Annotated in this window: 8 protein-coding genes and 1 pseudogene; all 9 read left to right on the top strand. The window is 46.0% G+C overall.

Features of this window, described 5'->3' with window-relative positions; all coding sequences use genetic code 11:
- A pseudogene (locus FD09_RS14955) lies at positions 1 to 373 on the top strand (accessory Sec system translocase SecA2); the annotation flags it as partial.
- The gene (locus tag FD09_RS14950; protein ID WP_057822499.1) at positions 370 to 1611 is read left to right on the top strand and encodes a preprotein translocase subunit SecY; all 1242 of its coding nucleotides are present in this window, start codon (positions 370 to 372) and stop codon (positions 1609 to 1611) included. The pseudogene FD09_RS14955 and the gene FD09_RS14950, both read left to right, overlap by 4 nt.
- Positions 1612 to 1629: 18 nt before the next feature.
- On the top strand, positions 1630 to 3249 hold the full coding sequence (gene asp1 / locus FD09_RS14945) for an accessory Sec system glycosyltransferase Asp1 (protein ID WP_057822498.1): 1620 nt from the start codon (positions 1630 to 1632) through the stop codon (positions 3247 to 3249).
- Positions 3239 to 4777: an accessory Sec system protein Asp2 gene (asp2, locus tag FD09_RS14940; RefSeq protein ID WP_057822497.1), complete on the top strand. Its 1539-nt coding sequence runs from the start codon at positions 3239 to 3241 to the stop codon at positions 4775 to 4777. Before asp1 ends, asp2 begins: the two co-directional genes overlap by 11 nt.
- The gene (locus FD09_RS14935) at positions 4777 to 5508 is read left to right on the top strand and encodes an accessory Sec system protein Asp3 (protein ID WP_057822496.1); all 732 of its coding nucleotides are present in this window, start codon (positions 4777 to 4779) and stop codon (positions 5506 to 5508) included. The genes asp2 and FD09_RS14935 overlap by 1 nt, the downstream gene beginning before the upstream one ends.
- Positions 5505 to 6956, top strand: a complete 1452-nt coding sequence (locus tag FD09_RS14930) for a glycosyltransferase (RefSeq protein ID WP_057822495.1) — start codon at positions 5505 to 5507, stop codon at positions 6954 to 6956. The genes FD09_RS14935 and FD09_RS14930 overlap by 4 nt, the downstream gene beginning before the upstream one ends.
- Positions 6937 to 7809 carry a hypothetical protein gene (locus FD09_RS14925; protein ID WP_057822494.1) on the top strand — a complete coding sequence of 291 codons (873 nt, stop codon included), beginning with the start codon at positions 6937 to 6939 and terminating at the stop codon, positions 7807 to 7809. Before FD09_RS14930 ends, FD09_RS14925 begins: the two co-directional genes overlap by 20 nt.
- 233 nt (positions 7810 to 8042) lie before the next feature.
- Positions 8043 to 10493 carry a KxYKxGKxW signal peptide domain-containing protein gene (locus tag FD09_RS14920; protein ID WP_083488004.1) on the top strand — a complete coding sequence of 817 codons (2451 nt, stop codon included), beginning with the start codon at positions 8043 to 8045 and terminating at the stop codon, positions 10491 to 10493.
- A gap of 105 nt (positions 10494 to 10598) precedes the next feature.
- Positions 10599 to 12434, top strand: coding sequence for a hypothetical protein (locus tag FD09_RS14915; RefSeq protein ID WP_057822492.1), 1836 nt, complete (start codon positions 10599 to 10601; stop codon positions 12432 to 12434).
- The last annotated feature ends 950 nt before the right edge of the window (positions 12435 to 13384 follow it).

Genomic DNA, 13384 nt, shown 5'->3' with positions numbered 1-13384 from the left:
TCTAACTTTTTTGTTGCACTTCAATGATGCGCATATTCTTGAGTCTTTTCTGTTGCAAATGGCGAAAGAGCGGCTAGCCAAACAATTCGCAATTTTGCAGGATGATGGTCAGTGTGTTTATTTTCAAAGATTAGCCATCCTCAAGGCGTTGGATAACGCCTGGATTGAACAGGTTGACGCGTTGCAGCAGCTTAAAGGTGTTGCCCAGCAGCGGTCATCTGCTCAGCACGACCCGGTTTATGAATATCAAAAAGAGGCACGGCGAACATTTGCTAAGATGCGGGCCGATTTTGCTCTCCAGGCAATGCGTAATTTGCTCCTTTCAATTTTAACGTTCCAATCAGACGGTACAGTGGAGGTGCAATACCCGTGAACTTACAACCATCGTGGTGGAATTTGCACCGGGATCTTTTCAAAAGATGCGGTTGGTCAGTTTTCTTTGTGACGATCTATTTACTCGGACAACAGATTTATTTACCTAACGTGGATATCTTTTCCGCGACCCAGTCATTGCAGGGAATACCATTTCTTCAGGCACTATCCTTAACAACTGGGAGTCAGATGGGGCTGCCGATGATACTATCGTTGGGAATGCAGCCGTATATGACGACACTGATCGTGTGGCAAGCAATTACTTCCTTAGATTTAGACAGTATGCGGCAAATGTCACAAAAACGAAGTGGGTACATTCAGCGAATATTAGCGGTTATTTTAGGGAGTATTCAGGCACTCTCGTTTGTCTATTTCATGGGTAACTCGTTTTTACCAGAGTATGTTGGCCCAACCAACATCAACATTACACCTATCGTAGCGGTAATTATGCTGGTGGCAGGTTCCATGTTTACCATGTGGTTGGCAGATGAGAATTCCCAGCGGGGTATCGGGGGTACGGTCACATTGATTATTCCTGGTCTAATTGCTGGTTTGCCCACTTCGCTACGCAAAGGTTTGGGAAATACGCCTTTTAGCTTGACTCGCCCGCATTTGGTAATTATCGCCGTGGTAACTATTGTCTTCGTCGTTGTCGCAGTGTATCTGAACCATGCCGAATTGCGTCTGCCATTGCAACAACCGATGATTGAAAACCGTTTTACCGATTCATACCTGCCCATCAAATTACTCATTTCTGGAGGAATGCCGTTTATGTTCTCTATGTCGGTGTTCAGCTTTCCAACTTATCTGCTCAATGGTCATGCCACAATTACACCTTTAGAACAAACATTGATACGGTGGTTTTCGTTTCAACATTGGGAAGGCATCGTGACCTATGGATTTATCGTGGTTGTGCTGGGATTTGCCTTTGGCTACATTAGTTTACAGCCTGTGACAGTGTCGCGACAGTTGAAGGAGAGCGGCGATTACTTTTTCGATATTGTGCCGGGCAAAGACACTACGAAATTTATTACCCGTCATTTTTTATACCTCACACTGTGGAGCAGTATCTTTCTCCTGTTAATCGGTACGACACCGCTTGTCATCGGGCTATCTGTGAAAGGTGCAGCTAATTTTTCCCAGTACTTGGGCGGACTACTGATTTTGGTTACATTACTCGACACCATCATTGAACAAGTCCGGGCGTTATGGAACAAAAATCGTTATCGATTATTTTAGAAAGGGGATTAATCGGCCATGAATTTTATCGTTCCGCAATGGGAAGCCGAGGCTCAGGCAATGCCAAATGATAATTTTGTACACCTGGCACAATTGGCACAAAATACAGATTTGTCACTGACACTGCTCCTGTTGGATGAAGCCCCTGGTCTGCGCTACCAGTTAAATTTTAATGGGTTATTTGGCATACCGTGGTGGAGCGTATTTGACGCCATTCAGGGTATATATTTGCAAGAAGGATTGCCATTTGATCCAGCCGATGTCCCAATTCCAGCGGGTAGCGATTTGATCTATAAAAATTCAGAGACACTCGTTATTCAGGGCGATCGACTGGTGGGTACGATTTTTCGCCGCCCTAATACAGGTATCTGGAATGTTTGGTGGCAGATGGAAAATGGCGGGCGGCAGGTTGACCAGTATGATGATCGTGGCTTTGTGTCTACCCGGACATGGTTTGATGCCAATCAACAAGTCATCAAGAAGGACTGGTTGGACCTCACCGGTAAGTGGGTATTACGTCAAACAGATCGGGTGGTTGTTTCGCCGCGGGTGCAGGATCGATTCATTCATTCAGAATATCCTGATATGATCAGTGTGGTGGGAGAATATTTGGCTAAGTTTTTGACAGGTACTAAAGAAAAGAACACCTTAATTGGGGTGGCCAATGATGCATCGGTGGCAATTGCTCCGTTCATTCCTCAAGGTGTGACGAACCACTATTTTGTGACTGATGCACAAGATGCGGCGCTCACTAAGCTGGTTCCTCGAGCCGCCTCGTTCATCGCTCGGACTACGATACTTGCTCGGGAAGTGGCAGAAAGACTGGAATCCGTTTCAGACGCAGAGCAGGTCCAGGTACGTACCATTCCCCCGTTTAGCACTCACTTGCACTTGGGCCATAGTAATGAAGTGCCAGAGGTCATTAGCTACTGGCACGTGAATGGTTTAACCGAACCAGCCGCCGATATTGCCTTTACTCATTTCTTGCAACAATTTGAAGAAGATGACGACAACCGGTTGATCGTAGATGCGGATAGCGAAAAACAGGTGCATCATTTTCAACACCTAGCATTGTTATTTATTGCCAAGAAGATGGGAATCGGTTTAGATTCTCAGCTTTTTACACGTCTTCAGTCTGTTGTGAATGGTGAAGATTTGCCCCCTGAGGAACCAGACACGAAGTCGCCGGAAGTGACTACGGCTGTAGAAATGGCGGCAGTGGCCGGTGATGTGAAGGAAACTGCTGCCGCAGCGGAAAAAGAACTTATTAGTCAAGTGCAAGTCTTTTTATCACGCGTTGAATATCAGGTGCAAGCCGATTATGAACAGGTTACCAAGAGCCTGTCCACTGCCCGCCAGTTGATCGATGTCGGCAGCCATCCAGACCTATTCATGCAAATCGCCGCGATTAGCGCAGGTATTCCGCAAATCAATCTAGCGGAGACGGGTTATGTCACGAATGGAAAGAACGGCATTATTATTGACAAGCTGAGTGATTTGGCCAAGGCAGCTAATTACTATTTAGCTTCTTTAGCTCCCTGGAATGAGGCACTGGTGGTCAATGCACAACTCATTGATCAATATTCAGAACAACATACCAGGGAATTGTGGGAGGATGTGTTGACAGATGGCCGATAAGAAGCAAAAAGTAGTTTATTGGGGAGCAGCACCGCTGGATATTGGAGAGTATCTTTCAGCTCATGTTGATTTTAAAACTGTCGACCAGGATGTCACCATAATTGAAGTGCTGTCTGGCTCTTACAGAGACGCTGTGTTTCTCTTAGGGGTGGGTGCGACAGTTTGGAATCAGCCGGAGATGTTTGCCAAGTTACCGGCCAATTTAATTTTGTATGACCTGCGGTGCATCTTAAGTCCTGAGATCCAACGAATGGCTGATTTAAAAAATGCTCATCCTTTAGACTTCACTGATCGTGATCGACTTGTTCATGTGGTTCATTACGATTTCTTTCCAGGACGATGGTCGTACAAACTGCCCTTTGAATCTTTGCGTGTCGCCAGCACTTTCCAGGGCGATGTGTTGGAAGAAGGACAGGTGGGCATCACACTTCGTGGTAATTTTGGTGCGGATTGGACCACCATTGCCACGTGGCAGCAAATGACTTGGAGCTATGGTGATTGGTATGAAACGCTCTATCCAGAATGCCAGTTCAGTAAAGATGTTGATGTTCAATTCTTAGTGCGAGTGGTAAGCATTAAAAGTGGTGCATTATTGTCGACACATCACTTAGATGCCTCACATTTTCAAGATGGTATTACTTTTTATGTGGGTAAAGAAGATGCTTATATCATGGTTTCGGTGACAGCAAGAGGCGAAGGTGATGTTACTCTTGGCTGGCAGCATGTCAATCGGACAAGAGAAACATACGGGCACCTTTTTGCTGGGGGCGAAATGATCAAAGAACCTCAGGCGTTATCTCAGGGGGTAGCCACCTATTTTGAGGCAGGGGACCTCAAGCCGCCGTTGATTGTTTACTTTTCAGGTTTTCATGGTGCGGAAACTTTTGAAGGTAATTACATGATGCGAATTTTTAAATCACCTTATTTGCTAGTGACAGATAACCGCCTGGAGGGTGGCGCGAGCTATTTTGGCAGTGATGGACTAGAAGAACAGATTGCGGCTGCCATCCGGAATACATTAAAACGGTTGGGATTTGGTCCACACGATATAATTTTCACCGGGTTGTCTATGGGTACCACCGCGGCGCTCTACTATGGGGCACAATTATTGCCCCGAGCAATTGTTGTGGGTAAGCCATTGCCGGATTGGGGAACAGTGGCATTGACCGGACGGTTGTTGCGGCCAACTGGATTTCCGACCGCGTTAGATATGTTGCTTATTCATCAAGGAAATACTGACTCTACTGCCGTAGCCGGGTTGAATGAGCATTTTTGGAAAAAGTTTAGAAAGGCCGATTTCAGTCGGACTATTTTGGGCATCGCGTATATGAAACAGGATGACTATCAACCGGATGCCTTTCCAAAAATATACCGCCAATTAAGTGAGCAAAATGGGCGAGTCCAATTACTGCACAAGGGTTGGATTGGCCGCCATAATGATGACACAAATAGTGTGGTTGCTTGGTTTGTACGTACTATTCGACTGACGCTAAAGAACGAGTTCAATCGACCGGAGGCGATGAATTGATGGAGAACATTACCCTATTTTTTTGGGCCAGAGAGGTCAAAAACACCTTCAGTAATGGTGCCAAAATACATTTCTATCCAGACCGCAGTATATCTTACGCAAATTTATTGATGCCTCCTGGCCAGGCCATTCATCAATGGGACAGTTTTGGCCAGTTAGTGAGTTTACCATTATTGAATGCCCATGTCCGTTATCACTTTATGCTGGCGGGTATCACTGCCCCAAATAAAATGTTCGTTCAAGTCGAGTATTTCGATCGCACGGGACAAACAATCGATAAAGACGTATTCGACGGTACCGAAGGCGATATTCAATTACCTGAAGGTGCTATTAATTATCGGCTCTCATTGATGAACATTAGGCAAACAGGGACTGCATTTCAGTATGGTGTGCTCAGTTCAGCAGCTTTTCTATCGAAAATGGACGTCTCAGTAAACTTAGAAACTGGTATGATAAAAGTAAATTTAGATCAAGCGGCCGCTATTCAGGATCTGGTCCTCGTAGCCAATCGCTTTGGTGCTGTCAGTGTACCGGTAGCCGCGGACCGATCTACGATAGTTCTTTTCCAGACATCGACACCAGATTGGGTTGAACAATTGCGGACAGAGTTACAGCCCAACGTTCCTATTTGCTTGCGTGCCTTGGGGACAGGGTTAGCACCCTGGAGGAATACCGTGCATCAAGCATTGCAGTCGCAATTCACATTTTTAGACAGTGAGGTAGCAAAATGAATTTTTTTGTTAACGGCGGAATGGGGATTAGCAATTCCGGGATTGAACACGCTGAGTTCTATCGGGCGAAATTATTTGCCCAACTGGGTGAACCATATAAATATGTATTTGTTGATTTTGTGCCAAAATTACAAGAAGCGATGAAAGCATGGCACATAGCTCCCAATGCAGTCGCAAACATATGGGAATACTTTACCCTAGGTGACCAGTATTTACGCGACGGTGTCACCCGAGAATTTCCGGTCAAAGATGATCTCGTTATCGATAGCACTCAAACTCACCGTAAGAAGGAAACTTGGACCACCGGCGGGTTGCGGATTGTGGAGCATCTAGTAAAACATCCGGATCGGCATAAGAAGACGGATGTTTTATTGGTCAGTACCGCACATATGGATATTTTCTCCCGCATTGATGGTAAGCGCAAAGTAACTTTTGAATATGTAGATGACCCCCATCGGAAGACAATGATTCGGAATATCCATGTCTTTGATTTCAATGGCGAGCATTTATTTTTTGCCAATGAAGTACCTGCGCGTCGCTACTTTTTCGATCAACTTGCCCACGCTTATGGTGGGCACAGTAATTTCATTATTGATCGCGGTGAACGGAATGAAGTGGCATTATTCTCGCCAAAGATGCCACATGCATCGATTATTGATGCAATTCACGCCGATCATCTCAGTAACCGGGATGATCCCGCCAAGCCATTATGGAACAATTACTACGAATATTTACTGACCCACTTAGATAAAGTGGACAAGATAGTGGTGGCCACTAAATTGCAGCGACAGGATTTATTAACTGATTTTCCGAAACAGGACGATAAATTCGTGGCTATTCCAGTGGGGGGTGTACGCGATCAGCCGACGGTTGATTTGACCAAGCCACTTGGGAAACCACTCAAATTGATTACTGCGTCTCGGTTAGCCACTGAAAAGAATATCAATTTAATTGTCAAAGCCGTTGCTGCCGTTCATGCTGACGGAACTCCGATCGAGCTAGACATTTATGGTGAAGGTGGGCAACAGGCAGAACTGGAAAAGACAATCAAAGAACTGCACGCAGTGGATTACATCAAGCTAGCCGGGCAGTCGACCCATTTGGATGATCTATATCCTCAATATGACGCTTTCATTTCCGGCTCGTTTTCTGAAGGGTTTGGCTTAACCTTTATCGAAGCTTTGAATGCGGCATTACCGGTCATCTCATTTGATGCTCGATTTGGTGCGCAAGAGTTGATTGACGATGGTGTAAATGGATTCTTGCAACCATTCAAGCGAGGCGATGAAGCCTATAATGTTGATCAGCTTAAGATTGCTATCCATCGCTTACTCGACGCTAACTACACACAATTACGGAAAAACACACAGCAATCTGTCAAGCAATATCAAGATCATGTTAATGCGAAGAAATGGAAGGTGCTTATCGATGAATTACGAGTTGATTAATGGGGTATTGACGGACAGCCCAGTTTGGCCGACATTCAAACAATGGGCAAAAGAAGAGCACGCACCTTTCATCGTTCTACAACCGCTGCCCGGGTTGGGTGGGGTGGAAAAAGAAGAGAATATTCAAATCCGCAGTGTGATCGATTTTGTGACTAAGCGGCGTTACACGGACGGTGAATATCGCTTTTTTAATGAAGCGCCGGTGCCGACTGACGATGAAATTTTTATGACGGATGATGGTCTGATCAATATCATTGATAACGGCGAAACCATCGGTGAAGTGTTAACCTATGCAAATACCCGTCGAGCCGTGAAAGTAATCACTTATTTCAACCCAGATCGGACTAAGGATTACGTTGAAGAATATGCATATGACGGCAATCAGTACAGCACGATTCTTTACTACGAAGATAAATTGTCTCAGATTCAGTTTCTAAATAACGAAGGACAGGTTGTCTTACGGCAATACGTGTATGATGGTGTCATTAATTTGATCACTATCGAAGATCCATTGACTGGTAAAATTTTGGAGCGCTATGATGATTTGAACAGTTTTTTAGCGGCAACAGTGGCTAAAATCGTGACAGTTCATGACACAGTGCGCATTCATTACATGGGCGTTGAGATGAATGTGCTAAGCAAATCCCCAGCCCACAATATCCTGCGTTTAGTCGAGTCCCCTTTCGATAATTCTGGCGCTGTGCGTGGATTTTTGCTGAAGATTTTACAGGACCAGATAAAATATATTGGGGAAGTAGAGATGTCTAAGGCTGCATATCAAGCATTGGCCTTACAAAACATTCCGTTGAACAAAGCATCCGTAGTAGATGATCCACTCAGCGATCCTAAATAACCGCTCACATATGCATCTTGTCAAATTATTAATATTTAATGGAACGACTTGCTTCTTAAATGGGAGAAGGTCGTTCTTTTTGTTATTTGGGTAGGAAATGTACAGGTGTCTAGGCAGCTATCAAGTCAGGATTTGGTATTGACGTTCCCCAAGCACGACACTTTTATTTTCCGTAACAGATGTTATAATTCAAGTATTCAGTTTCTAATGCGACATTTTTGGGGGTTTAACATATGGGCAGATTTAGGGGGAACTCTTTTTCGGAGTTCTTTAAAAGCAACAGTAAAACGCGCTACCACCTTTACAAATCTGGTAAACGCTGGCTAGTCGCCGGGATAGCGACAATGGCCGGTATTATCGGTGGTGGTGCCGTTGGGGCGTCTACCGTGAAGGCTGACACCACAGTCGGAACAAGTAAACAGGTCAATCCGCAAGACGTATTGGCCACAAAGGATAAGGACACTATACCGGCCGCCTCGAATTCCGGGTCGGCCAGTACCAGCGCCTCGACCAGTGCGTCTACCTCGGCGAGTGCTTCTGCAGTCGCCTCAGCCAGCGCCTCGGCTTCCACATCAGTTTCAGCAAGCGCTTCGACTAGTGCGTCAGCATCTGCTTCAGCGAATGCTAGTGCATCAGCCAACGCACAAAACTCGGGTACGCCATTAGCCGTTCAGCAAGCAGCGATGAAGACCCGAGTTTTGGCGACTACTAATTCTGCAGCGGCAACGAATGTACTGACTAATAGTGCCGCTGCTGCTTCAACTTCAGCGGCAAGTGCTGCAGCCGCATCTACATCTGCGGCAACAAGTACAACCGCGTCTGGAAGTGGAGCAGCTAGTGCAGCGGCAACGAATGCACTGGCGGCTAATGCTGTAGCGGCTAGTACATATGTTGCTCCAGACCTTACGAATGCTGATGTTAATAGTGGTATTCAGGCAGCCAGTGATGATTTAAATTACATGAACAAAACTAGCAATTTTTTGATCGCTTCTTTTGGTGCAAAGCTGAAATATGTGACTGATATTTTAGCCGCTTATAAAGCAACTAATGGGACCATGATTACCAGCGATGGTAAATTGGCGTGGACTCTTCGTCAGTATGCGAATGTTAGCGGCTATGGTGTAGGTAACAATGCTTGGTGGATTCCGGTGGATAATTCGACACCATATTACAATGGTGGAGTTTTTGGATGGTCCTCCTTTGGGTTGGGGCACAAGTATAATATACCCGACTGGCTTAGTGGTTATGCATACGGTATTAGGCAGTATGCAATACAAATTCAAGGTTGGCTTAATCAGTTAACGACTGCAATGCAAGATCCAACAAATCAAAACCTTGTCATGAATCGCTCACCATATACTGCATCCGCTCTAGGCAGTACTAGTTACTTCAGTACCCTTATTAATGCTGGTGGTTCCTACATCACATCTATTTTTGGCGGTGGGTTGTCGAGCGCTGTGCCATCAGTTTTCAATTACAACGCATCCAAGCCTTATGGTGATACAACAACACCGTCAAATATTGCAAATTCGGCATCTGGTACAGTGAATGGTCTTGATAGTCTAATTGATATTGTCATGGGGAGTATCCAAAGCACTATTTTCCATCAGGCGTTGAGTGATATTCGTTCTTTAGGCAACAATACAGATTGGCAGTCTTATGCACCGGCCACATTGTCGGCAGCTATTGCCAGTAACCCAGCATTGAGTACGATCGCGGGAATAATTGGATTGAGCGATTCGGCCTCTAGCGATGTTGCAACGGCAGCGTATACTGCCATTGCCAATGGTATTGTGGCTGCAGTTGTTCGCAATTTTAAATATGGCATGACAACAGCATTCAACTCCATGCTGCATATTTCTTCTACCAATACACCAGTCGCGGGTGACACAATTTACACAGCAGCAGATTTCAGCACACTCAGTGGGTTCAGCGCGACAGATCCGTTAAGCATGCCCAAGAGTAATCAATCCGGTGCAGACGCTGCAGCAAAGATGGCGCAAGCTTCTGGGTATTCATGGATGATGAAAGTTGCCCAGCCTGTCATCATGATGGCCATCAATGATCAAATTAGTGGCAGTCTCAAATCAACTGCAAACGATGATGCATCGGCTATTGGTAGGGCATTAGTAGCCCAAGGTAGTATCTCTCAAACGCAATACGATAGTTTAATCAGCAACGCTAGCAACGCGGATGTCAAGACTGGCTACACGCGTACGATGGCTGCATCAGCGGGTGCACAGAAGTTTATCACTCAGCTGTACAATGCTGAAGCCAACGCGGTTAAGAATGCTGTGAACGATTATATTAGTGATCCGGGTACATTAACGACACTAAACGCTAATACGCCCAAGAATACTTTCACTAATCCTGGCGATCCAAGCAGTACTCCGACTACGTATTATCTGCTTGACTACTCAAATACGTACAAATATTTACAGTCCTATGATGCAGCATTCAAGGCCATGGCTGCTGCGGATAATGCGTCACATGCCGCGGCTCAAACGGGCACGGCAGGCAATATATCTACAGTGCCGTCCACTCCAACTAATTTAACTCAAGGCTATACTCAATCGCTCATTAACAGCACAAATTTGGGCAATACTACTGCACTCAGCACTTTAAACACAGATTCTATCGCGTTACAAGTATATAAATCGGTATACACTGCAGAAGCAGCGTAGGCTAATAAAGCGTACAACGCTGGTGTCAGTGCGGCTAAGGGATTAAAGGTTGACCCTAACACCGGACTGCTCGACATTTCTAGTCTTAACGATGTTACCTATACTGTGGATGGTATTACGTATACGACATCGAAAGATGGTACAGCAACGTATGCCAAATTAAATAGTGCTGATACAGCCACAGGCCAGAATGCTGGGCAGGCATTTCTTGATGGGCTTAAATCCCAGATTGCGACGTTAACGGTCACTGGCACTTCAACTGACGTTTCATTTCCTGGTGTGCCTTCTCAGACCAAATATGCTATTAAGGGTAGCCAAGTTACCTTGTCTCCTGTCATGCAAGATATCAATGGAAATGACATATCCAAGGCATGGCACACAACACAGGGCAGTATCTCAAAACCGTACTCTGCCGATTCTACGGTGAATTTCACATATGTTAAGGGTGCGACACTATCGACTAAGACAGTTGTTGCCAATCCGACATCTGCTTTATTTACTGGAGACAATGCCAGCGTATTAATGGCCGGTAACAAGCCGGTTGTTACTATCACATGGTCGGATAATCATACAGAGACTGTAGAGTTGACTGATCCAAGCCAATTCAAAGTGACAAATGATGGTGCTAAGATTGGCGACTACGCATTTGCCTTGACTACCGCTGGTATCAACGCGATTATTTCTGCATTGAACACCCGCACAGCTATCACGAGCGGCAACTATCAAATACCAACTGCTGAAGATTTGGCAGGTGTTACCGGGAAATTCACAATTTCAAATAATCCCGCTCATCAGCCAAAAATTACCCCTAACTCACCCATAACTTATTACTACGGCAGTGGTAAGACACTGACAACGGCTGATTTCGTCAACAGTGTCAAAACATCACTGAACACTGACGGTAATATCAGCGATGTTACTTCGAACTTGAATGATACCGGGTATAACAAGAATGCAGACGGTACTTATACCGTTATTTTGACATACATTGATCCTGTGAGCGGAGAAACTGTTACGGCCAACGCCACGTTAAAAGTTGTTGCTTCTAGTACATCTGCAGCCGAAAGTAGTACTGCGTCAACCACTGCAAGCCAGACCGCATCCACTGCAGCTAGTCAGACCGCTTCGACATCGACCACAAACAGTCAGACAGCCTCCACGACTCAGAGTGAACAAGCTTCAACGACAGAGAGTCAGACTGCTTCCACAACTCAGAGTGAGCAGGCTTCGACAACTGTAAGTCAGACTGCCTCGACAGAGGTAAGCCAACAGGCTTCCACGACTCAAAGCGAACAAGCTTCAACGACTGAAAGTCAGAATGCTTCGACAGAAGCAAGCCAACAGGCTTCCACGACTCAAAGCGAGCAAGCTTCGACGACCGAGAGTCAGGCTGCTTCCACAACTCAAAGCGAGCAAGCTTCAACCACTGAAAGTCAGACTGCTTCGACAGAAGCAAGTCAACAAGCTTCCACAACTCAAAGTGAGCAGGCTTCAACCACTGAAAGTCAGACTGCCTCGACAGGGGTAAGCCAACAGGCTTCCACGACTCAGAGTGAACAAGCATCAACCACTGAGAGCCAGACTGCATCTACAACTCAGAGCGAACAAACTTCGACGACTGAAAGTCAGACTGCCTCGACAGAGGTAAGCCAACAGGCTTCCACGACTCAAAGTGAACAAGCTTCGACGACTGAAAGTCAGACTGCTTCGACAGAAGCAAGTCAACAAGCTTCCACAACTCAAAGTGAGCAGGCTTCAACCACTGAAAGTCAGACTGCCTCGACAGGGGTAAGCCAACAGGCTTCCACGACTCAGAGTGAACAAGCATCAACCACTGAGAGTCAGGCTGCATCTACGACTCAAAGTGAACAAGCATCAACTACTGAGAGTCAGACTGCATCTACGACTCAGAGTGAACAAGCTTCGACAACTGAGAGTTAGGCTGCATCTACGACTCAAAGTGAACAAGCATCAACTACTGAGAGCCAGACTGCATCTACGACTCAGAGTGAACAAGCTTCGACGACTGAAAGTCAGACTGCTTCGACAGAGGTAAGCCAACAGGCTTCCACGACTCAGAGTGAACAAGCATCAACCACTGAGAGCCAGACTGCATCTACGACTCAGAGCGAACAAGCATCAACCACTGAGAGCCAGGCCGCTTCCACGACTCAGAGTGAACAAGCTTCGACGACTGAAAGTCAGACTGCCTCGACAGAGGTAAGCCAACAGGCTTCCACAACTCAAAGTGAGCAAGCTTCGACGACTGAAAGTCAGACTGCTTCGACAGAAGTAAGCCAACAGGCTTCCACGACTCAAAGTGAACAAGCTTCGATGACCGAGAGTCAGGCTGCATCTATGACTCAAAGTGAACAAGCATCAACCACTGAGAGCCAGACTGCATCTACGACTCAGAGCGAACAAGCTTCGACGACTGAAAGTCAGACTGCCTCGACAGAGGTAAGCCAACAGGCTTCCACAACTCAAAGTGAGCAAGCTTCGACGACTGAAAGTCAGACTGCTTCGACAGAAGTAAGCCAACAGGCTTCCACGACTCAAAGTGAACAAGCTTCGATGACCGAGAGTCAGGCTGCATCTATGACTCAANGACCACAAACAGTCAGACAGCCTCCACGACTCAGAGTGAACAAGCTTCAACGACAGAGAGTCAGACTGCTTCCACAACTCAGAGTGAGCAGGCTTCGACAACTGTAAGTCAGACTGCCTCGACAGAGGTAAGCCAACAGGCTTCCACGACTCAAAGCGAACAAGCTTCAACGACTGAAAGTCAGAATGCTTCGACAGAAGCAAGCCAACAGGCTTCCACGACTCAAAGCGAGCAAGCTTCGACGACCGAGAGTCAGGCTGCTTCCACAACTCAAAGCGAGCAA

It is taken from the genome of Schleiferilactobacillus perolens DSM 12744 (genome assembly GCF_001435585.1).
Lineage (GTDB): Bacteria > Bacillota > Bacilli > Lactobacillales > Lactobacillaceae > Schleiferilactobacillus > Schleiferilactobacillus perolens.
This window is presented reverse-complemented; position numbering and strand designations above follow the sequence as displayed.